Source organism: Bacillus sp. TH25 (assembly GCF_016650935.1).
Lineage (GTDB): Bacteria > Bacillota > Bacilli > Bacillales > Bacillaceae_G > Bacillus_A > Bacillus_A mycoides.
In genome coordinates this window covers 1-24,630 of the sequence record NZ_JAEKEU010000014.1, presented here as the reverse complement: position 1 = coordinate 24,630, position 24,630 = coordinate 1, and the positions used below count along the sequence as shown (strand labels likewise).

Here is a 24,630-nt window from a genome sequence, read left to right as displayed (position 1 = left end):
TTGAGAGATGATCACCTAAGAGCCTTAACTATAACTTCAGCTGCCTCTGCAATTAGTTGATTATCATAGGTAGCCTCTTTCTCATCTTTACTAGATAAAATTGCGATGATAATAGGTGCTCTATTCGGCGGCCAAACGATAGCAATATCATTTCGTGTCCCGTAACTTCCAGCTCCTGATTTATCTCCAACTACCCAGTCAGTTGGTACGCCTGCGCGAATAAGTTTGTCTCCTGTAGCATTTCCTTTCATCCACTCTGTAAGAATGTTACGTTTATGAGCTGGAAGTGCATTTCCGACCGTAAAAGCTTTAAGATTCGTAGCAATTGCTTTTGCTGTACTAGTGTCACGAATGTCTCCTGGAGTAGCTTCGTTTAACTCTGGCTCAAAGCGATCAGCCATAGTAATCCGATCACCCATCTGTCTAAGTGCTTTTTCATATCCTTTAGGTCCGCCTATTTTATTAAATAAAATGTTCCCGGCAGTATTATCACTGGAACGAACAGCCGCCTCTGCAATTTCCCCAAGTTTCATGCCTGTATCTACATGTTTCTCTGTAATGGGTGAATATTCAACTAAGTCGTCTTTCGTATAAGTGATAACTTCATTTAATTTATCAATTGAGTTTTGCTGTAGCAATACCCCTGCCGCTAACGCCTTATAGGTTGATGCAAAGGCAAACCTCTCGTTAGGTCGATAAGCAATTGTTCGATTTGTACCAGTATCAATAGCATACACACCTAATCGAGCATCAAATTTTTTCTCAAGTTGAGAGAATTCTTTATACGTCGCATGATTTTTATGTTTAACTGGTCCGGTCTTTTCTTTCGCTTCAACTTGCAATGCCCCTCCTGTAAAAGCTTCTAGGCTTGTAAGACTTAAACCTAATATACCAACGCATATACCTATTTTTAGCATCCTTTTGTTTTTCAAAATCATCATTCCTTTCAAATTTTCAATACTGAAAACAAGTAGTAAATTCAATACACTGTATCCTATTTGAAAACCTGTTTTTATACGTACACATAATAGACCATCTAAGAAACAAGTTTGTTCCATAAAGTGAAACTTTAATCAGTGGGGTTTTGTTCATCCCCCACTGATTATTAGTTGAACCAATCGGGCTTTTACGGGCAGTTGATCTCCCGCCTAACTTCTTTGCTCCAGCTGAATTTTGAGGTGGGAGTTTTACTACCCGGCAAATAGCGGGATAAATTTAAAACCTTTTTAACTAGTAACCAAGATATTAACAAAAATAAGAGATAGCAACTATGATAGCTGCTATCTCTTATTTCAAATCTTCCTTTTTCTTTAACTTATAAAGGCTTTTATATAAACAGGGTCTCTTCCCCTGAGAAAAGTGCACAAATTTTACTAATTTTGATTCGAACTATTTGTACTAGCAGCTTCACCATGCATACGTTGCTGTTTTAAATCAAAGTATGCATCTAAAACATCCTTTCCAATTATAGAATTAATTCCATTTTTATCATCATGAAGCCATGGGACTACTACAGAAAATGCTACTTCTGGATTATCATATGGAGCATATCCAACTAATGTTAAGTTGTAACATTCCATACGTTCTCCTTTTGCATTTCTACCAATTGGATCATCTCCACCATATACAGTTTGAGCTGTCCCTGTCTTTCCTGCTGGTTTGTATGGAGCATTCTTGAAATACTTCACGCCAGTTCCATCACCTTCTTGGAATACCCATCTAAAGCCTTCTTTTATCCGATCAATATGTTCTTTCTTCATATCAACTCGATTTAATACGACAGGCTCTATAGAGCGTATAACTTTGCCAACTTCCTCTTCTTTTATTGATTGTTCTCCTATTTCCTGTACAATTTGGGGTTGCATTCTATATCCACCGTTAGCAATAGTTGAAATATATTGTGCCAATTGCAATGGCGTATAAGTATCATACTGACCGATAGAAAAATCTAGTAAAAACCCAGGTTGACTATCTACTTTTCTAGTTTGCCCAATTATTTCATTCGGTAAATCAATACCTGTTGGTACCCCTAAACCAAATTGTTTAAAATAATAACGCATCTTATCAAATGCTTCTTGTTTAATATCTAATGAACCATTCGGTACGTAATTAACTCCCGCAATTTTTAAAGCTGTCTGGAACATATATACATTCGAAGATACTTGTAAAGCTCGTAAATCATTAATATTACCAAATCCGGATACATTCCATGATTTCTTGGCTTGTGTACCTTTAAATTTCATCGGTGCATCATAAAATTGATCTCCTGGCTGTATTGCCCCTGTCTCATATCCAGTTAATAACGTTGCGCCTTTTACAGCTGACCCTAGCTCATAAGAAGTTGTCATGTTACCTAATGCCAAATCCTCAATCTCTATTTTCCCTTCTTTTTCTACAATCTTTTTGCCTGCCATAGATAAAATCTGTCCGTTATTTGGATTTGTCATGACGACAAACGCTCGGTCCAACAGTGGCTCTGAACTCTTAAAAGCTCTCAAATTTTTCTCTATACTTTCCTCCACTTTCTTTTGTAATTCCATATCAATCGTTAATGTTAAACTATTACCACTTTTTCCTTTAGAGATGATTTCTGTATTTATAATGTTTCCTGATTTGTCAGTAACGTTTTTCACTTCTTCTTTCGTACCGTGTAATGCATCTTCATATCGTTGTTCAATATAACTTTTCCCTACACGATCATTACGGTTATATCCACGTACCAAATAAGAATCTAAGTTTTCTTTCGGTAATCCTTCTTCACTGCTTGTAATATTACCTAACACGGAACGAAATAAATTACCATTTACATAATTACGTTCCCAATCAACTGTTGCATCTACTCCTGGAAACTCCGCAAGGTTTTCACTTATGCGCGCATATTCTTGATCTGTCACATCTTTTTTAATAATTTGTGGTGTTAGTTGATAACCTGAACTCATTTTACTTTTAATAGCTAAAACCTTTAAATCTTGTGCTGTTAATTCTGCCAATTCTACTTCTGTAACGCGACTTCGTCTTAAGTCTTGAATTTTTTTGTCTAGTTCTTTTCCCTCTATTCCCTTTTCTTTAAACTTTCCTATATCTTTTTTAGTAATCTTTGATTCCGCACGTTTCGTATTCAATTGCATCCAGAAATCTTTTTTATCGATATCGGTTAACTTATTTATATCTTGTTCGGGCATTTCAAGTACTTTCGCCAATTCTTTTGCTGTTTTTAAAATATCTTCACTCTTAATCCCCTTCACCCTTGTATACGTAATTGTGCGAAGAGATTTATTATTAACGACCGTTTTCCCTTCTCGATCTAGAATTTGTCCACGTGGAACCGGTATACTAGTTGTTTCATTTTGACTGTTTTCCACTTGGTTCTTATAAGCCTCTCCCTCAACGATTTGTACTTTTCCTAGCTGCATAATAATAGCTGAGAATAGTAAAAATATGCAAAGAAACATTATATTTAATCGAATAGATATATATGTCTGCTGCTTCTTTTCTTTTTGTTTTTTCATAAATCCTCCATATAATTCTTCCGGAACTCCTCACTAATACTTAGTAAACAAATATAATAAATACGTTCCCTATATATTAGAAACCACCATTCAGTTATAAATAGTGTCTTATCTTTTTTTCTAAATCCTTGTAAGCGTCCATTCCTTTTCGTTTAGCCGCGTAATTGATAAATCTCCTTTCCTGTTTTTCTCTCTAATTCTTTTATCACTTGCATTAGAAATGCTAAACTGTATAATGACTCATATTAAACTTACACATAGACTTGCTAGTAACTTTTCATACTAATTATTCCTTTCTTCATGCTGTAATACTTAATAGACAACCTAAGTAATAAAGTTGTTCCACATTTACAAAAAAAATAATTAACTATAAGATGAAATAGGCTACATAAGGGAGGGTTATATGTTACATACAAAAAGATGGAGATTATTTGCGGTTCTTTCTATTGTAGGTTTGATTTTACTAATTTTATTAAAAATCAACTTCATTTCAATTACTATCGCAACTTCTTCAGCTGAAAGAGGAAAAATTTTTGATCAAAATGGTGTAATACTAGCTACAAATAAGAAAGTTAAGTCTCTATATTGCACTTCTAATGATGAAAAGCTATCGAATCAAGATACATCAAACACATTAGCTTTTTTCAATCAATTTTCAAACGAGTTTCAACATGACATTTCTGCAGAGGACATAAAATTACAATTACAACAATCTTGTAAAAAGCAGACTATGAATGATATACCGTTTTACTCTGACATAAATGAGAGTGAACTTACATTCATAAACAAGAACAAACCCAATAATGTAATAATCAAAGATGAATTGATTCGATATTATCCTAAACACGAAATTGGTTCACAGCTAATTGGGTATGTAGAAAATGACCTTAATTCTAAGTATGGACCTGTTGGAAAAAGTGGGATTGAGCTTCAATATGAAAATGATTTAAAAGGAAAACCCGGAAAAACTCTGATTTTTAAAATGAATAATAAAAAGTTCTTATGGAACATTCAAAAAGTACAAAAAGGAAAAGATGTCCGGCTAGCTTTAGACTCTAAATTGCAGCAAAAAACAGAGGAAGCATTAAGATCTCAAATTAAGAAAATACCTGATGCTAATGCTGGTTATGCTGTAGTGACAGATGTAAAAACTGGTGCAATTTTAACTATGGCCAACTCAGCAGTTTTTGATCCAAATACATTACATACACATGTATCATCTAAAAAAGAAAACATCAAATCATTGTCGCAAAATAAAGCAATTCAAAAATTAAATTATGGTGAATCTTATGTAAATATGGCCTCTACTATAAAGCCTCTTACTATTTTAATTGGATTAAACGAAAAGCTTTTTCAACCTGAAGATACTTATTTAGATAAAGGTACTTTTCAGTATGATAATCAAAATAACATTGCTAATGCACCTGGAACACCAACAGGTGAGATTACGCCGAGTCAGGCTATCATTAATTCATCTAACACATTTATGACAGCAAAAGTAGCTCTACCCTTATTCAACCAAAATAATGGGAATATAGAAAAAGTGGCAAATATATGGACAGGTTATTTAATGCAATTCGGCCTTCGCTCTAAAACTGGAATTGATTTACCCTTTGAAGAAGACGGAGAATATGAATTTCATCCTTCTAGTAAGTTTGAAAATGGAATCTCTGCTTTATTAAATGCCTCTTGGGGAGGAAATGAAGTGCACACTCCTCTTCAACTCGCTCAATATGCAGCAACTTTGGCGAGTAAAGGTGATAGATATAAACCTCAAATCGTAAGTGCAATTATTAGTCAGGACGGTAAGGAAACAAAAAAGTTTAAACCAATTTTAGAAAGTTCAAATCGTTATCCTATGAAGTTTTGGAGTGTCGTGCAAGGCGGAATGAGTCAAAATATAGAGGAGATTAAAAACTTACCCTTTCATGTCGCAGGTAAAACGGGTATTACAGGTTTTCCGAATGAGCAAGAAAGAATGATAAATCATTCTCTATTCATTGCATATGCTCCTACCGAAGATCCACAAATTGCTATTTCTGTCGTTATTCCTGGTAGTAATTCAGAAAAAAATATTGCTGCTCTCGTTACATCAGAAATTTTAGAGTCCTGGCATACACTTCAAAAAGAAAATAATAACAAAGAGGAAGGTTCATTAAAGTGAACCTTCCTCTTTTACCATATAGAATCTATATTTATTATTTTCCACATACCTTCATGATCCTTTTCGAACACGAATGAATATTTAATATCAGTTAAAATATACTCTTTTTGTACATACCCAGTATTACCGTTAAATGTCGATATTTTTATATATCCATCATTCTGCACTTTTTCTGGAATCCAAGCTTTTACCATTTCATTCGATACTTCATATAAAACTTGTGATTCTCGTTTTGGTTCAGCTAAAATTTTCGTTTTATTTCCAGTAACAGTTACATATATAAAATGTTCTCGCTTTGATTGGTTACTTTCTGTCATTCCACTTGGTACTTTATACACTTTCTTTGTATCATTTGCAAATTCTCCCCCCATTGTAAGAGCGACTTGCAACTCATGAAACAAATCTTCATCAAATTTTAATTCATCCTTCTTATAACTCTTCCCTTTAAATAGAACTTCATCATTTAACGCTCTATACAAGTCATTTTCATTTTTTGAAATTGTACTTCGAGATAAATCATTCATAAACTGTTTTAATGATGGCTCTTGAGCAGACTCATCTTTTATTTTCGACTTAATTTGAGTACTACTTTGTACCGGTGATTTATTATCATCAAGCCCAGGTTGTTGAACAATAAAAAATAACATTGTACAAACCAAAACAACTACAACAGGCAATGCTTTTTTACGAGGTGGTCTCTTATATGTTACAGAATCTACTTCACTATTTTGATATACCGATTGCTTTATTTTATAAATAAATTCTTCTTCATCTTTACGACGCTCCATTGGTCCGTTTTTTAATTTGCTATACCAGTCAGGATTTTTTTTACTGTTCATCACTTCTACCCTCCCCTATTAGTTTTGAAACCTTACTTCTCGCTCGGCTTAATCTAGATTTGACTGTTCCAATTGATACATCTAATGTTTCAGCCATTTCTTCATATGACAATTCATATTTCGCGTCCAATATTAGTATTTCGCGGTGTTTTTTAGGTAGTTTTAATACAACATCCCATACATCATTCATTTCCTCTTGCTTAAAAAATTCTTGTTCTGCCGATGGAGATTGCTTATCGTCACTAAAAAATCCCACTAAAGATATCCTTTTAAAATAAGAGGATTTCAAATAGTTTATTGCCGTATTTCTTGTAATTTTTAATATCCACGTTTTAATAGATGACTCCTTTCGAAACGAATGCCAATGTTTAAAAACCTTTATAAATACATCTTGCGTGATGTCATCTGATAAGTGCGGATCTTTCGTAATAATAAATGAATAATTCCATACATCTTGCCAATAGTCTTTAATAACATAGTCAAGCTCATCATGATTACATTTTTCAATAAACTTCTGTTCCATTTCCACACCTCAAACTTATTTGAATAAACATAAAACTGCCCTCACTTTTAATATGGTTTCAATATATAGACATGATACAAGTTTCATTTGTTCCATTGTTTATCTTTTTTTGATAGAAGAATCCTCCTGTATAATGTAAAGGTGTGCAATACATTTCATTAGATAATCACCTATACAGTCTTTTTATGACAGGCTCAAAAAAACAAGTAATGCATACAATGTTAAAAATTTACTCATAAAAATCTGATTATGATTTTTAAAATTTCACGCAACAATCGATTTGTATCACCTATTTTTTCTAAGAGCATACTTATTTGTGTGCTCTATTTATTTTTTACTAAATAACTGTTTTGTTAAAGTTTAAAATCACCCTCATTTGTCTATTTCAATTTGCTCTTCTGTTATATTTACTATTAGCAACACCAAGATTTCAGATATGAAAATAAAAATGAACAAATTTTTTTCACCAGCTGTATTAGTACCTGTCCCAATCGGAATTGCACTTCCGACTGAACCCTCTGGTTTTAAATCAGTATTTAGGACAAACTACCAATCAGCCCGTACTTGCAAATAATGAAAATGATGCGATATCAACTTTCTAGAGCCACAATAACATAGAAAAAGCATTCTCAATTAGGGAGAATACTTTTTCTGAAACTTAATTGTTCTTTGTTTTGCCCAATTTATACCATTGAGTTAAGCATATATATAATAAATTTAGTAAAAGATTTCACCTTATAATTTATTGTTATTTCTGAAAAACATGTTTTACTTTTTCGCCTGGAACATTACTCCCCCTCTTCCTTTTACATCTTCAATCATCATGGTAACAATCATGTCTGGCGCATTTGCATCAAAAGCTGCAAACCATCCAAGTTCTTTTCCGTCTGCTTCTTTCGACTCTTTCAGCTCTGCTGTACCAGTTTTACCAGCAAGAGTTACACCATCAACCTTAGCAATTCTCCCCGCGCCATCAGGGTCATTAATGACTTTTATTAATGCACTTTTTAATATCTCTTGATTCTTTTTAGAAACCACATTTTCTTTCCAATTCCCCGCTACTTTGGCTTCTTTTAAAAGATGAGGCGATGGAATATTCCCTTCATTCACAATCGGTGCATATGTTAATGCTAAATGAAGTGGTGTCATTAATACTTGTCCTTGTCCATATCCCGTATCTGCTAGTTGAATATCGTTTTTTATCCCATCTTTTGCAATTGTTGAAATAGGAAATTCGTATTCCATTGGTAGTTTTTCATGAAATCCGTATTTCTTAAATTCATTTACATACTGATCTTTCCCCATTTTCAAAGCTTGTTGAGCAAAATAAATATTATCAGAGTACTTCATTGCCTTATCAAAATCAATTGGACTAGCTTCCTTCACACGTGTTACATAATAATTTCCCCACGATGAATCTTTTGTCCATTTTAATCCTTGAATTTTAAATTCTTCTTTAGGATTTATTGTTTTCGTTTCCAAACCAATTGCACCTGTAATCGTTTTAAATACAGAACCTGGTACAAATGCTTGTGTGAAACGATTCGTCATTGGCAGTTTCGAGTCGTTATTCCATGCTTCTCGTTGGGCTTTTGATGCTCCTCTAACTATCGTATTTGGATTATAAGCAGGGCTACTTACAAGTGCAATTGTTTCACCCGTTTTAGGATTGATCGCTGCACTAGATCCTGCTTCATTTTTCATCTCATTAAAGATTTTTTCTTGAATTGCAGCATCAATTGTTAACGTAACATTTTTCCCTTCTTTTGCTTCTTTTTTTGCTACGTTTTTAATCTCTTTCCCGTTCTCATCTTCCATAAATACGCGTCCACCCTTTTCACCACGCAATTTATTCTCTAATACTTTCTCTAAACCTGTCTTACCCACTAAATCATCTGCTTGATAACCTTTTTTTTGAAGCGATTTTAACTCCTCTGCATTCACCTTTCCTATATATCCTGTTAAGTGTGCCGCTGCTTCTCCTAATGGATACGTACGAATATTTACTGGGCGAGATGAAACTCCTTCTAATTCAATATAATCATTCTGTCTGGTTCCCTCTTTTAAAATACCAATTGGTACAAAGGAATCTGGTTTTATCCATTTTGCTGCGAGCTTCTGATCGACCTCTTCTATAGACATATCAAGTAATTGTGCTACTATTTCTTTCGTTTGCGCTGCCGTTTCACCTAGTTTCTCTGGAATAATTCCAACTTCAGACGCTTTACCATTCGTTGCAAGCCCTTTTCCATTTCGATCATATATTTCCCCGCGTTTTCCTTGCTCTGTTTGCATACGTACTTTATAATCTTTTTTCATACCTGGGAAAATGAAGTCTGGTGTCCAATCTATTTTCCAAGATTCCTTATCTTTCACGAGTTTTGCTTCATGGATGAATGAAACTGCCCCTCCATCCGTATCCATTTTAACTTCAAAAAGAAAACGTTCTTTACCTTTAGTATTCTCTCCTTTCGTTTTAATTTTTAAATTCTCAACTCCAATACCTTCATAGATTTTTTGATATTTCTCGGTGAAATCCTTTTTAGAAATCGTTTTTTTTGCATGTTCTGATAAATGATCATACATATTTGCAAATTTTTTATCATTCCATAAATTAATATATTCTTCAAATGCTTGTTTTGGCGATTCGTTTTTATTACATCCTACCAACATAACTCCAAAACAAAAGAAAAGCAGCATCCATATTTTTTTCAATTCAATCTACTCCTTTAGTTATAAATGATTGTTCCTTTCTTAAAATATTAAATAAAAATGTTTTAACGCTTAATAGACAGTGTACGTAATGAAATAGTTCCACATTTGCAAAAAGAATTAACTTTATTGTTAAGCTGCATTCAAAAAAGGAATCCTTATAGCAAGGATTCCTTAACAGAGAATAACAAAAATATAAACAATAAGTATAATTTATAGGTGCCCTATATCCTTCTTTTTCTCATTAAAAACCCCTGCGCTGTATGCGACAGGGGTTTCTGACCGTATCATCATAGTTCATTCTACAGCTTATTTAAAAGAGTCGTGTACAGGCAAACTACTAAAAATTAATTCAGCAACTTTTACATATCCTTTTGAGTTTGGATGAATTAAATCCGTAGACCAAAGCGTATTGTCATTAACTAAATGATGATTCCAAACGTCAACATGATGAAGCTTATACTCTCTACTCAGTGAAAGTATAACTTCATTTGCCTCTAATAATTGTTCTTTTAATACTTGTTTTTTTTCAGAAGGAAATGGAAGCCTAACAGTAAAATCTGGAAGGTTTGCTATAATAATATCAGCACCTGCTTTACTTAATGTATCTATCATAAATTCCATATCGTTCTTATATGCTTGATGATTCCAACGTCCTTTTAAAACATCGTTTGCACCTGCAATTAGACTAACCAAATCTGGATTAAAAGTTAATGCCTGTTCCAATTGCTGTGAGCGAATTTCTTTAGTTACTAACCCACGTTTTGCAAAATTAGCATATTTTAAATCATTTACACACAGTTGAACAAAATGATCTACCCAGCTTTTTAATGCTATTCCCTCAACTTCATCCCCTATCCCCTCTGTAAAACTATCACCAATCGCTACAAATCGCTTCCACATATATAGTCCCCCTTTTTGTTATTCATATCTACACTATACAATAGCCCACAGCGTAATTGTTCTTCTTAAATGTTTTTCAGTTTCAATTAAATTCCATAGGAGATTTTTCAAATGAGCAAGACAACTCGATTAAACTATTTCACATGAACAAAAACATGAAAATCTACGTTATTTTCTCGCAGAAATAGGTTGAGACCAACTATTTTCCCCATTATCATTTAAGCATACTTGAAAAACATATATAGGTTGAGAAAAGCCTTTTGTATCAGCGTAGTAATCTATATTATAATCTGTAATGACTAATGTATCACCTGCTTTGAAAGATATTATAGGATCAAAGTCTCCTTCTTTTAGTTTTTGAAATACTTCTTTGGGAGACAGAATTTCGACATCTCGAATATGTGATTTTTTTGTAACTGGCTCATTGTCATTAGGCATTTTTGTAATTTCCTCTTTGTAAACAGGCATTTTATTACCTTCGTCTTTTAACTCTATTGATGTTTTTATAGTGACATCAGTCATGTCTGTTTTTGTAATGGGATCTAAAGGCATATTCCCAAATTCCTTCATTTGATACGAAATCATTATTCCAAGTGCAACAAAACTTACTGTAATCGGAAGAAATAAATATTTGGTCATTTGTGTATCTGTTTCTTTTTTCTTCAACAATATAAGAACTATATTTAACATAGAATATCCTAGCATCATTCCTAGAGTATTATGAAGTAAATCGGCTAGTTCCATACTTCCACGTTGCATTATAAATTCAAGGATTTCAATCAATAAACTTGCTATAATTGAGCTGATTAACATCCATTTTGTTTTTTGAAAAACATTACTAAATAAAGGTAATAAAATTCCTAACGGAAAAAGCATACCTATATTCACAATGATATGGAAAAAAGAAGAAAATGAAAAGGTATTCCATGCTTTTTTATAAACACTAAGTACATCAAAGTCAATTGTTCTTGCAAAAGTTATATCATCTGGACGACCAAATGAAGTAGCTGATAATACAAGGGAATAATATCCTATTATCAATATAAACAATATAACTTGTTGTACGGTAAATTCCCCCTCCTTTACATACCTTTTTGTATACTACAAAGTAGCTAAAAACAAAAATGAGTAGTAACAAGAATGTGAGTTGTATTGTAGGAATTGCAAAGGTAACAAGTAGTTCGGAAATAAAATTCATTTTACACCTCTGTTTTTACGAATAAAATATTCAATAGTTTTATATAACATTTTAGATATAGATAGCGATGTGTTGTTACCCCTAATAATTATTAATACAGAATTAAACCTGTATACATTGAGTATTTCTTCCTCCTGAAACCAGCTTTATTTGACCAAGCAGCTACAAGGAAACTAGCGTTTTACTAATTGTACTTTCGGCTATGTCTGGAAAAACGTTACGAAGATTCTCTTTAGTAAGAGGATTTTTGGAGTTAAGTATAAAATTAAAAATTTGTTCAATTTTAGTATATTTATATAGAATCCGTAATTGACCGATTCCTAATATACTTAAGAATCGGTAATATTCGTATATTTACTAAAGAAATAAAATCCCTTCAAGCATTACACTTTTTTCCGAAAATTTGTTGTTCTTTGTTTTGCCCAGTTGATACATTTCTTTTCAATTAAATGATACGAAACTATAGAAAGAAGTATTGTCATTGAAATACATAAAACAAGAAGGAAAAAGATAGGTATCTTTGTATACAAAAGTTTAAATAGTACCATCATGATTGGAAAATGACACAAATAGATACTGTATGAAATTTCTCCTAAGTATACAAATACACTCTTATTTAAAAATGCTTTCACTTTTAGGTTACTCATGGCCATTATTATAAATATACTAACACCGATTACGACACCCCAATCTTTTAATAAGAAAGTAGTATCATTACGGGAAAAACCATAAATTAAAATGGAATATAAATATAGAATAACCCCTAATGCAATAAGAAATCCTTTATTAATTTTTTTCATATTCCTATATAAGTAGATAAGCTTTTCCTGATGCTTAAAAATTAACATTCCAACCATAAACATCGATGTGAAATGCAGTGTATCGGCATAACCATTATAAAATCCCTCTGCTTTCCCTATATGCAACATATTAAGGAAAACACTAATTAAAGAAAAGCTCAAAGCAAATAGTATCGTTTTCTTCCAACTCAGTTTATAAAAAAGAAGGAATAACAAAGGAAACACAATAGATATACGCATTTCTTGAGCCAATGACCAGATAACTGGATTATAATTTTCCGTAAAAAAGTTATTAAGAAGCACAAAGTGGTTTATAATATCTATTTTTGTTATAGACCCTTGCCACCTATCATAGAACCAATCCCGTAGTCCAGCCACTTCATACGGCGAGAACAAAATAAATAAAGCAAAGGTAATGATTATCCAAAAATAATAAGGGATATAGATTCGTACAAATCGCTTAATTAAATATCCCCAATAATTTGTTTTTGAATGATAAAGTGCCATAGATAACACAAAACCACTTAATACATAAAAAACGATTACAGCTTCCCCGCCAGCCCATAAAAACCTAAGCGGGGAAAATTTAATAGAATTGGGCAACGATGGTAGCATTAAACAAAAATGTCCAAATACCACTGTCAGTGCCGCTAACCCTCGTATGGAATCTAATTCTTTTATTCTCTTACTCATAAAATGTTCTCCTTGTAAATTGTAGATTTTGCTGTTAATAAAGGCCACTATACTATTGTAGTGGGAGAATTATACATATTGTTTCTTTAAATTCCTAATATAAGCAGTACAAAGTCAATCTATGTATCTGTTTTAGGAAACTTTCGTATTTAGGCATAAGTTATATAATAATAGAAAGAAAAAAGAAATTTCATTCTATAAAATCGTATTGTCGTTTAGAAAACATTTTAAAACTGTTTTCTAAACCCTCGTTATAGTCTGTCTGCTTATTTGTCCATTGAACACCCTTATTCCCAGGCCACCCTGAGGTATTAGCAACATGTTTTAATAGTTCTTGTCCTTTTAAATTTTGCTGTAAACCACGGTTATATGCATTTTTCATATTAGATATTGCAATTCGGGTATTCGTTTCTATATTTTTCAAATCTTCGTTCGTTAAATCTCTAGGTGCTAGTCCACCTCGATGGAGCTGAAACAATCCAAATGATGTGCCCTGATCTCCGACTGCATTTTGATCAAACTTACTTTCATGGAATGCAATAGATAAAGGAATCCATGGTGGTATACCATGCTCTATTGATATTTGTTGAATCGTGTCTCTTACTTTAACTCGGTTAGTATGATGGTCATATGCGTATTTTGTAAGATATAGCCCTCCTGTTAAAACTAAAATAAATACTCCACTTTTTATTAATGTCCCTCTCATCGACGTCACCTCACTTGTCAGTATCAAAGATTGTCACTAATAATCCTATCTTTTTGGGATATTAACTCGTAATCATGTATCATTTTGTTATTCTTTGTTTCATTAATTACCGATTTTCAGGTGAAATTATTAGTGGATTCCCTCCATATAACATTCGCTTTTATCACTTTCGGTACAATTTACTTTTGTATGGGAGAGCGTTTTCTCTGTATGGTACCGTACTTTTTTCTCGAATACCTTGCTTTTTTATTCGATTGAAATTAAAGAATAACTATATACATAGGGATACACGCTATAAAGAGATACTTAAATTTCTTTAAAAAATTCATTTTCTGGCCTCCATTTCTTTATATAAATAATTTAAAACAAAATATTTAATAGAAAGAAAAGATTTTATTAAATTTTTATAAAAGTTAATAACAGAAATAAGTACCAGGTATCGATTTTATTTGTCACTTGATGGAATAATGAATGTTTTTTCATCATGTAACTTTATTAAACTAACCTTGCACCAGAACCCTTTGAATCGAACAATTCATAATAAACGCCATCCTTTCTGTATATTTCTACAAAAAGAATAGCGTTTTTTGATTATATGGATACAAATTTATCTTAGCTTGATTGCTATACCGAAAGTTCCGAAGAACCAGATTTGAGAATTAATGCAATCTTCCATTCCAAGCCATCCACATAAGAATCTATAATACTTTGAAACCTTTTATTTCAGGCTAATATTTAATTTTATCCTACAAGGTTAGCCTTTTACTATATCAACCGCGCTATTCCACATGCCGCTAAAGAAAGATCCTATTTCGCGCATAAAACGTGTAAACCAATTTGCTTGTTCTACTTCAGATTTTGTTACAAGGTCTACTTGTAATGATTTACCTGATAAGAACCCAGGATCTGTAATATCTTTAGGCGATATAATCATTTGACTAATTGTTACACCTTTTTTAATAGGCGCTTCTTGTTCTTTATTCGATACTTTAAATTCTTTTTTATAAACGTCTTTGTTGCCCTTTGGCATTGGAAGTGAAACAGCTTGCTTCGTTTGAACAACTACATCTTTGTCCTTTGCATTTGCTACTCGCACTGTTTCATGACCTTTTACTACTGAATCTTTTCCATAGACCTTCTTCACTTCAAAATTTGCAAATCCATAATCATATAATTTCTTTGTTTCATCAAAACGTGCTGTATGAGATTTTGCTTTTATAACTACAGAGATTAGACGCATACCGTTTTTTTCTACTGTACCAGTAAAACAATCTCCGGCTTCTGGAGTAGTTCCTGTTTTTAACCCATCTACACCTTCGTATTGCTTAATTAAGCCTTTTAACATCCAGTTAAAGTTCGTCATATCAATCGGATACTTGCCACCTTTTTGGAATGTTTTTTTAGGGATTTTTGCTGTATCTAATATTTTCGGGAAATCTTGAATAAGACGTTGTGCTAAAATCGCACAATCTCTTGCGGACATTTTATTTTTCTCGTCTGGAGTTGTCCCTTCTGGGTGATGTCCTTTTAAATCATGGTTTGTTAAACCTGTAGAGTTTACAAATTTATAATTTTTCATTCCAAACTCTTTTGATTTATCGTTCATCATTTTCACGAAATTGACTTCTTTTCCAGCAATCTCTTCAGCTAAAGCAATTGTTGCACCGTTTGCAGAGTAGATTACCATTGCCTCATATAACTCTTTGACCGTATAAGAGCCACCATTTTCTAATGGAACGTTTGATAATGAGCGATCTTGCGAAATCTTATATGCATATTCAGAAATTTTAACTTTTTGATCCCATTTAAGTTTTCCTTTATCCACCGCTTCATGAACTAAGTATTCACTCATCATTTTTGTCATACTAGCAATTGCTAATGATTCATCTGCATTTTTTTGATATAAAATTTTCCCGGAATTTGCTTCTACTAAAATTGCTGATCCTGCTTCTACGTCTATAGCAGGAACTGTTTCCGCTGATGCTCTTCCAAATGTAACGGCCATGCTACAAAATAGTGTAAGCACTGTTACTATTGTAATAAATCTCTTGCAAAACATACTTTTCACTTCTGTTACCTCCAATATCTTTGTACTCAAAAAAACGTTATTCTAACATAATCCCCCAAAAAATAGACAGCGTTATCAAATTCTATATACATATAAGACATTAGGACCACTTTCATATAGACCATCTCATCCCACACATATCCCTCTTTTTAATACCTTTGTATTTTTCAAATTGATTCGTACTTTCATATCTTTTAGGATTACACTTAATAGACAATCTAAGTAATACATTTGTTCCACATTTATATAAAATAAAACCAGTGTGTCCCGATGAAATATCGAAACACACTGGTTGCTAAATTTACTATCGTCTCTTCCATTACTCATATCAATGAACTTCCCCTTTATTCCAATACTTACTTTATAGTAATAAATAAATTAATTTGTCAGTATCATTTCTACTATGAATGGCCTACTTGAATTATTAACTTAAGAAGTTTCTTAAGTTTTAAAAAAGCTTATGGAACCTTTCATTCCATAAGCCATTCTATTTAATTGGATGTTCAACAATAAAGGATATCCAACCTTCTTTATATTCTGCATGTATATTACCATTGTGAAGTTCAACAATTCTTTTTGAGATAGCCAGTCCCAGTCCATTTCCTTGATCATCTTTTCTGGCCTTATCACCCCTGAAAAATCTCTCAAACAATTTATTTGGATCGCTAACAGGTGGTTTCTCAGCTTTATTTGATACTTTCAAAATTGCTTTATTCCCTATTAGTTCAAGACATATTGATAATTCGGATGGTTTCATGCTGTACTTTATCGCATTTATAAACAGATTTTCATAAACACGTACCATTTTTTCTACATCGATAAGAATAGGTATTGTTTCTTCCGTTATTGATTTTTGAACAATTAAACTTTCCTTTTCAAATATAGGAGTGTATTCTCCAACTATTTGCTCCAACAAACCTGATACATCAACTTCATTAAGGTTTAATCTGGCATCGATGTCTGATAAACGGGTGTACTCAAATAGTTCATCAATTAGATATTTCAATCTCTGTGATTTTAAATAAGTGGTTTCGAGATACTCCTGTAATTGTGCTTTACTGTCGTATTGCCCTCTTTTTAATAAATCTACATAGCCGATAATAGATGTCAATGGTGTGCGTAAGTCATGAGATACATTGGTTATGAGTTCATTTTTTGTACGTTCCAATCGTCTTTCCTGTTCAAATGTATTCTCCAATTCCTTGGACATATAATTAATATTTTGAGCAAGTTGGGTCAATTCGTCTTTTCCCTCAATCTCAATTGTCAAACCCAGTTTTCCATTGGCAATATCATTCACATTATCAGAAATGAGCTTCAAATATACTATTTTCTTTCGAACCAATATTAAAAAAATGATTATAAAAGTAAAGATCGCTAACGCAAATATAAGAAATGTAAGTATATTATTTTCAAATGTACTAAGATCATCAAGATAGTGATTTAGATTTAATGGTATTATTATATATATAAAAGTGAGGACTGTTAAACCAAACGAAACAAAAAAACTAACTGCAACAGCACCAAGAAGTTTTATTATTATCTTATTTCTAAAACTAACCTTCTTCATATTTTGTACCCAATTCCCCAAACAGTTTTAATATAAATTGGATGTTTAGAATCCGCTTCAATTTTGTCTCTTATTTTTGTAATATGCACCATGACGGTATTATCCGATTTATAAAAAGCATCTTTCCAAACTGCTTCATATATTTTTGCAACACTCAGAACAATCCCTTTGTTACTGAGCAAGTAGTTCGAGTATATCAAACTCTTTTGGAGTTAGCCTTACTTCCGTGCCTCTTATCCATACTTGACGTGTATCTGTATTTACGGTTAAATCACCGATTTCTAAGATGCTTTTATTATGATTTATTGACGTATTGTATTTTTTAAACCTTCTTAATTGGGATTTTACTCTAGCGATTAACTCCAACGGATTAAACGGTTTTGATAAATAATCATCGGCACCAGAGGCTAAACCCTGAATTTTGTCTATATCCTCTGATTTTGCAGAAAGCATGATAATAGGCATATTTCGTTCTTCCCTAATCTTCATACACGCTTCAATGCCATCCATATTAGGCATCATAACATCCAAAATAATAAGATCGAACTCGCTTTTCTTCTAACAGTTCTAACGCTTCAATAGCATCTTCTGCCTTTTGAGTTTTCAGGCCTTCATTTTCCAAATAAACAGAGATAAGATTTCTAATCTCTTTATCATCATCAACAATAAGAATTTTTGACTCCATATTATTCCTCCACATTTTTTCTCATATTGAACAATTAAAGACATTTGCAGGTGAGACATGTCTATCGTCTCTTTATTGTAAACTTGCAAACGGAAGACAAAAAATAACATAATGGATATAAGTGATATCGTTCCCTTAATATATTGTTCAATATTTACTGCTGATCCATATACAATTAATAAGTTCCCTTCTTCTTTAAATTTTGCTTTTAGTAAAAAAATAAAATCCCTTATTATTTTCCACTAATAGAATAATTGTCTTGAGATTTCTTCTTTTAATTAATTTTTCTGTGAATACACCTGTACTTGGTCCATATTCGACAATGTAATACGCTTTCTTAAGATCAATTTCCTCAATCATTTTGTCTTCAAGAAACTTTGAACTGGAAAGGGCTGCACCAACTGATTTTGGGTTCATTATATACTCAAATAAGAAAGAGAATTGTTTTCATAATTAATCACACCGCATGTTTGCATTCATAATCATACTCTAGAGCCCAAACCTTAAGAAATAGGGGCAAAAGTTCTTAAGAATTCTTAAGCTTTCTAAAGCAGTTTGTCATAAAAATATATGGCCATTCTTGAAATGGTCACTAGTAGTATATCATTGTAATGGTAGTTATTAATGCAGCTAAATTAAATAAATAGAGGATGTAAACATAATTTACATCCCCTTTCTGTTTATTCGCATCTTTAATGCACGGTATTCCTTTAAGATGCTGACTATTTCTTTTTGCACCTTTTTATCATCGATTGCTGGTAATAAAGTTAATTGTCTTTCTATGCAGAAATCCCCTATTTCGAATTTGTAATTTAAATTTTATATATGATACGTGAAATTTCACAATCTCATTGTTGAATAAGGGACACATTCATGGCGAGTAGCCCCTACCATCCACTCTGCATGGTTCCGTTATCCATTAAGCCTTTAATAATTTACGTTTTTTATTATTCATTTTCTTTTTCGCTGCTTCAATGTTATTTACTATCCTTTTATGGTCCTGATCTATCTGAATCATCCCATCTAACACCCCTGGAATTAATCCTGTCTCATCGATGTATTGTAAGTAATCAACTGGTGCTCGTTCTGTTTGTTCTACTAAGTATCCATAAATATCAAAGTCTGCTCTCGGTATCGACTTCTTACCATTCGGTTGATGAGACATCCCCACATAAGATTGAATAACTGATGCTGGCACAAGGAATACTATCTGATCCTTACTGAACTCTATAAGGAAAAAACAAATAGATGAAATAGTAAGTATATCTAATTAAAATTTCATCTGGACTTTTCTATTCAAATAACGATTTCGTTATAATTTATGAACATATTTTAGGCCTAAAAATCCTAACGAACATTTTTAGGATAAAAAAAGATGTCTAAAAAACTTATGTTCTTTAGACATCTTTTAATCTATTTTATTAATAAACCCGTAGAAGTAACTTGATAGGTTCTTTTCTTACCTATATATTCCTGTTTACTATTCTCAAGGTTAGTTAGTGTAGCGCGTGTCTTTTCCTTTACTGCTTCCCCTTCTATATGGGTAAACTCAATGTAATCTCCCACTTTTACGGGCACGGTTTGGCTTTCAGCAGTTTGTTGTCTATTTCCCACGATTTCCTTATTGTACACAACACTACCAGATGAATTCTGTACTTTAATACTTGCATACGTATTATTAAAGTAAGAATGTGGTACGCCTGCTTCTAACTTCACCTGCATTTTCTCTGTTGCCCTATTATAATCTACTTTTGCGATTTCTCTATCACTATAACCTTTTAAGGTCCAGCCAAATTGATTTCCGTCTAAAACCGTTGTTTCTGGCATTTTTTCTACTTTCTTCAGACCTTCTTTTGTAACTTCGTACATTGCTTTTTTTCCAAAGCTCTCTTGTTTACTGTTGTCTACATTTGTGAAAGTAGCTCTATGCACACCTTCTAGATGTGTTAACTCAATATAATCTCCTACTTTGACTGGAACTTTTTGCAATTCAGCATTTTGTTGTTTGTTTCCATAAATGTCTTTATTGTATACTGTTTTCCCTGATGCATTTTGCACTTTAATACTCGCATATGTTTCATTAAAATAATGATGCGGTACGCCTGCCTTTAAGTCAACTTGCATTTCTTCTGTCGACTTATTGAAATTGATTTTAGCAAACTCAAAATCACTAATTCCTTTTAGCGACCATGCAAATTGATTTCCATCTGAAATTGTTGCTTCTGGCATTTTTTCTACTTTCTCCAAGCCTTCTTTTTTAACCTCGTACATTGCTTTTTTTCCAAAGCTCTCTTGTTTACTGTTGTCTACATTTGTGAAAGTAGCTCTATGCACACCTTCTAGATGTGTTAACTCAATATAATCTCCTACTTTGACTGGAACTTTTTGCAATTCAGCATTTTGTTGTTTGTTTCCATAAATGTCTTTATTGTATACTACTTTCCCTGATGCATTTTGCACTTTAATACTCGCATATGTTTCATTAAAATAATGATGCGGTACGCCTGCTTTTAAGTCAACTTGCATTTCTTCTGTCGACTTATTGAAATTGATTTTAGCAAACTCGAAATCACTAATTCCTTTTAGCGACCATGCAAACTGGTTTCCTTCTAAAATATTATTTACATTAGGCATATCTGGTTTAATTGGATTAGAATCCGTACCCTTCCAAATCTCTGCTGTTAAAATTGGATATCCTAATGCACCCACTTTTTGAATGGTATCATTATTTGGACGTAATCCCCACTTCTCAAAGAAAGGAATCAAATTTTGTTTGGCTACTTTTGATGCCGAAATCATAAATAATTGCTTTTTATTTTCATCCGTTTGTGGAAGTTCATTTGAGGGCATGTCTCTATACAATTGATGCAATTTAGGATAGAAGTCCTCTCCATATGCTAACTGTAGTTGCCAAAGCATAACAAGCTTAACAAAAGCATCACTAATTTCGTCATAATTTTTATTAGATTGTTCTAAGTATTGAAATGCCTTATTATAAGCACCCTCTTGTTGCAATCTAAAAGGTTGATTAGATGTAAATGCTTTTTCTACAGAAAGGCTGTAAATATTATTTTGTACTTCTGTCATATTATAAAACTTCCAAGGTGATTGTTGTCTCAAATGTCCTGCCTCATGCCAAGGACCCCAGCCATCTTTTATAAATTTATTAATATCTAACACGTATTGGATTGCATCTCCTACATATGCAGTTCGATAAGAAGTTGCATACATATAATAATCGGGAGAATGATTTTCTTCTACGTAATGAATATAATGTTTATCTACTTGTTCCTCGGATAACCCAGCTATTTTGTCTTGAATTCGAGTAGCTTCATCCATCTTTTTTAAGAGTTGTACAGGATCTGTATTAGAACCCAACAAATATTTCTTAACACGTGCAGGGCTGGCCGTAATTAATACACGTTCTCCTTTTAACTCCACTGCATGTGCATTTGGATATTGGTTCAGCATGTCTATTAAATCTTGTTTCGTATGCTTGCCTAGTTCAAAGAAAGGAGTAGTCGTTCCACCTGTTGTGACTGTTGTTCGAATGGTACCACCTTGTTGTTTATTATAAAAATAAATCATCCCCCCATTTGGAGATTGAATTGTGTTTATACCAGGTTTTAATGTAAATGATTTTATTTTAGAATCTTCTCTCCAAGAAGCATCATACGAATACGTTCCAATGTATGCTTGAATATTTTGATTTCCTTCTACATTAATCGTTATTTGTTCATTTGGCTTTGCATATAAACCAGTGGGTTCATATGGACTAAATGCCATACTTTTTCTTTCCTGTTGTTTCAGTACCTCAACATCCCCTTTTCCTGGGACTGTATACCTTCTATTTTCTGATTTGACTGACTTTTCTTCTTGCAGTGATGTTGATAAATTCTTTTGCTGCTGCGTTTCCTCCGCAAAGACATCTGATGAAGAAACCATTCCAGTCGCAAGCATAGTTAATGTAGCAGTAGCTGCAAGTATTTTTCTAGTTTTATGTTTTGAATTATTCCCCATATTATCTCCCTCATTTTTCCTTAATACTCTTAAGGATTTTTGTTTTCTTTTTCATGTTTTTACGCCCAAAACTATTCATGCTATTTATGCTGTATCTATTACTCTATTTTTTCCCATAATAATCTCCTTTTTTTATTTATATGATAAACTCATCGATAACAACCTATTATGTTTTGATTCAGTATTCTTAACTTCCATCGAATTGTATAAATGTATTCAATTGGCGAAATAAGTAAATAAATTTCAATATTTCACGGTTAGAATCTCACGGGAAATTCATAAAAGTTATTTAACTTTAAAGGTTTAAACAATCTTTTCTAAGCTATTCCCTAAAAAATCTTATTTTTTATTGTACCTGAACCTGATTGCTACTCTTTATGTAAAAGAAAAGACGGAATCCTTAATACACCCCCGCCTTTTTTGATAAAAAAACGATTAATTATCTTATGACTATTTACGTAACTTTGCAATAGAAGTAGTATCCCCCTATTTTTTTGAAGATACAGGATCCATTTTTAATGTTTTTATCCCTTCTTTTAATGTAAACGCATCTGCTCTTAATGTTTTCCAACTATCTTTCGCTGCATTCAAATTAGGTTTTAGGAATTTGAATTTATTTTGATCCGCTTTTTGGGATGCTTTATCAATATGACTAAGCACTCCCGAATATTGAGAATCTAAATCATGCCATTGTGCAGACATATAGGTAAGTGCATTAATAGCCGATCCAATCGTATTGTGCATTTCATTAATATTATTATACGCAACACCAACTACACGATTTAATGTTACTTTATAATCTATAGTCTGACGTAATTGTGCTAACAACGGCTCTAACGTACCTAAATTATTTCTTGCTACCCCTATCATTACACCACCAGCAATCCACGTAGGAATTGAGGGAATTGATACAGTTATTATTCCATCTGATTCTACTTGTTTAAAATGTCTTACTTGCTCTAAAACTTCATTTAGGCGCTTTTCATCTTCATCAATTCCAGATGCTTGGTTTTTCAGAATCGAATGCAATATATCTTTATGACCTGCAAATGCTCGGACATCTTCTCCAATACTATCTCTTAACTTAGCTAATTCTTGTATTAAATTCTGTGTATACGCTTGGTTTTGTTTAATCTCTTCTTGTAAATCTGTAATTCCTTCTTTTAATGTATCTCCATCTCCTTCATCAATGGCTTCTACTAGTGTATCGTAATAATTGTCAAACTTGGTATCATACTCCACAATACCCGTCAACGTATCTAAAAGTTGTCTTTTTATGTGCTTATCCCATTTAGTAGCATGCTCTCTTGCATTTTTTTGATCTTGTAGAATTTGACTAGGTAGATTTGTATACCCTTTAATATCAATTCCTTCAAAGTTAACATCTGGGTTATTAATCAATAAATAAGAATAGTCATTCATGGATTTTGCGAATACCCCAGCATCTTGCAAAGCTTTTTTCATCTTTTCGCTGTTTACAGAAAGAGATATATCTTCGGTACTAGTTTGTTCCATTTTACTTTCACTTGCGAAGGCTGCCACTGGAGAAACTACCGTGGTTGTTGTCAGAGTTAAAAACGTCGATACAGCAAGTAGTTTATAAGGAAAGTTTTTATTCATTTTAATTCCTCCTATACATATATATTGATTTTTAGTTTGTTTTTTCTTGTTTAAAAGCAATGTCTTTTGAAATGAATTCTGCATCCTTATGAATATCATTCCAACTTTGTTTAGCAGCCTTTAAATCGTCAGGTATTAAAGAAAGTTTATGTTCTTGCATTTGATCAACATTATCATATAGATCTTTATAATTTGCCCCCATCGTATTCCATTGTTGCTGAATACTTGTTAGAGACATAATTGCTTGATCAACTGTCTGATACAAATATGTTAAAGTGTCTTTTGTGTTAGTAAGTGAAATAACTGCTTGGTTAGCAAGATCGGCTTTCATACTTAATTCTCCTATTTTATTAGAAATTTCGTTATAGGAGTTCATATGATTAGATGCCGTAACACCAGCTGCTGTTCCTAAACCAATACCAGCTGCTCCTAGAGCTGCAAGACCACCCACAACAGCCGGTGTTGCTGTGCCACCAGTTACAACAATTACTACCGCTCCTGCAATCGTTCCAATAACTAAAATAGCTGCTCCCAATCCACCACCAATTGACCATGCTAATACATTATTAAAATGTGCTTTCTGAGTAGAACGTAGATTCTCAATTTCAGCCTGAAGTTGT

12 protein-coding genes and 7 pseudogenes are annotated in these 24,630 nt (G+C 32.7%); 1 reads left to right on the top strand and 18 read right to left on the bottom strand.

Annotated features, from left to right (window positions below):
• Positions 1–11 precede the first annotated feature (11 nt).
• Together bla and JFT89_RS12340 are read right to left on the bottom strand one after the other, a co-directional pair.
• The gene (bla, locus tag JFT89_RS12345) at positions 12–938 is read right to left on the bottom strand and encodes a class A beta-lactamase Bla1 (protein ID WP_374191864.1); all 927 of its coding nucleotides are present in this window, start codon (positions 936–938) and stop codon (positions 12–14) included.
• Positions 939–1,373: 435 nt separating this feature from the next.
• Positions 1,374–3,509, bottom strand: a complete 2,136-nt coding sequence (locus tag JFT89_RS12340; RefSeq protein WP_002069356.1) for a peptidoglycan D,D-transpeptidase FtsI family protein — start codon at positions 3,507–3,509, stop codon at positions 1,374–1,376.
• Between the two features lie 403 nt (positions 3,510–3,912).
• Between JFT89_RS12340 and JFT89_RS12335 the strand changes: the two genes are divergently transcribed.
• Complete coding sequence (locus tag JFT89_RS12335; RefSeq protein WP_201040079.1) at positions 3,913–5,673, top strand: peptidoglycan D,D-transpeptidase FtsI family protein; 1,761 nt, start codon at positions 3,913–3,915, stop codon at positions 5,671–5,673.
• A gap of 11 nt (positions 5,674–5,684) precedes the next feature.
• On the opposite strand, the gene JFT89_RS12330 is transcribed toward JFT89_RS12335, so the two are convergent.
• The 16 genes and pseudogenes from JFT89_RS12330 to JFT89_RS12265 form a co-directional block, all read right to left on the bottom strand.
• Entirely contained in the window at positions 5,685–6,512 is an 828-nt protein-coding gene (locus tag JFT89_RS12330) for an SH3 domain-containing protein (RefSeq protein WP_016095344.1), read from the bottom strand.
• Positions 6,502–7,035 (bottom strand): RNA polymerase sigma factor, encoded by a 534-nt coding sequence (locus tag JFT89_RS12325; protein WP_016095343.1) that lies wholly within the window; start codon positions 7,033–7,035, stop codon positions 6,502–6,504. The genes JFT89_RS12330 and JFT89_RS12325 overlap by 11 nt, the downstream gene beginning before the upstream one ends.
• Before the next feature lie 748 nt (positions 7,036–7,783).
• Positions 7,784–9,750 (bottom strand): annotated as a pseudogene (locus JFT89_RS12320) (penicillin-binding transpeptidase domain-containing protein).
• A gap of 306 nt (positions 9,751–10,056) precedes the next feature.
• Positions 10,057–10,650 carry an SGNH/GDSL hydrolase family protein gene (locus JFT89_RS12315; protein WP_002069350.1) on the bottom strand — a complete coding sequence of 198 codons (594 nt, stop codon included), beginning with the start codon at positions 10,648–10,650 and terminating at the stop codon, positions 10,057–10,059.
• A gap of 168 nt (positions 10,651–10,818) precedes the next feature.
• Positions 10,819–11,848: pseudogene (locus JFT89_RS12310) on the bottom strand (VanZ family protein).
• Positions 11,849–12,010: 162 nt separating this feature from the next.
• Positions 12,011–12,142 (bottom strand): annotated as a pseudogene (locus JFT89_RS30650) (Fic family protein); the annotation flags it as partial.
• Between the two features lie 89 nt (positions 12,143–12,231).
• Positions 12,232–13,389: an acyltransferase family protein gene (locus JFT89_RS12305; RefSeq protein WP_201040077.1), complete on the bottom strand. Its 1,158-nt coding sequence runs from the start codon at positions 13,387–13,389 to the stop codon at positions 12,232–12,234.
• Between the two features lie 142 nt (positions 13,390–13,531).
• A complete protein-coding gene (locus tag JFT89_RS12300) occupies positions 13,532–14,047 on the bottom strand; it encodes a transglycosylase SLT domain-containing protein (protein WP_002069347.1) in 516 nt (171 codons plus the stop codon).
• Positions 14,048–14,801: 754 nt separating this feature from the next.
• Positions 14,802–16,115, bottom strand: a complete 1,314-nt coding sequence (locus JFT89_RS12295) for a D-alanyl-D-alanine carboxypeptidase family protein (protein ID WP_016095339.1) — start codon at positions 16,113–16,115, stop codon at positions 14,802–14,804.
• A 487-nt stretch (positions 16,116–16,602) separates the two neighbouring features.
• On the bottom strand, positions 16,603–17,685 hold the full coding sequence (locus tag JFT89_RS12290) for a HAMP domain-containing sensor histidine kinase (RefSeq protein ID WP_033707454.1): 1,083 nt from the start codon (positions 17,683–17,685) through the stop codon (positions 16,603–16,605).
• Positions 17,682–18,370 (bottom strand): annotated as a pseudogene (locus tag JFT89_RS12285) (response regulator transcription factor). Before JFT89_RS12285 ends, JFT89_RS12290 begins: the two are co-directional and overlap by 4 nt.
• 672 nt (positions 18,371–19,042) lie before the next feature.
• A pseudogene (locus JFT89_RS30020) lies at positions 19,043–19,153 on the bottom strand (ArpU family transcriptional regulator); the annotation flags it as partial.
• A gap of 136 nt (positions 19,154–19,289) precedes the next feature.
• Positions 19,290–19,625 (bottom strand): annotated as a pseudogene (locus JFT89_RS12280) (Holliday junction resolvase RecU); the annotation flags it as partial.
• Positions 19,626–19,783: 158 nt separating this feature from the next.
• Positions 19,784–22,390: a putative mucin/carbohydrate-binding domain-containing protein gene (locus JFT89_RS12275; RefSeq protein ID WP_201040076.1), complete on the bottom strand. Its 2,607-nt coding sequence runs from the start codon at positions 22,388–22,390 to the stop codon at positions 19,784–19,786.
• 486 nt (positions 22,391–22,876) lie between these two features.
• Positions 22,877–24,010: a hemolysin BL binding component B gene (hblA, locus tag JFT89_RS12270; protein WP_002147750.1), complete on the bottom strand. Its 1,134-nt coding sequence runs from the start codon at positions 24,008–24,010 to the stop codon at positions 22,877–22,879.
• A 31-nt stretch (positions 24,011–24,041) separates the two neighbouring features.
• A pseudogene (locus JFT89_RS12265) lies at positions 24,042–24,630 on the bottom strand (hemolysin BL lytic component L1); the annotation flags it as partial.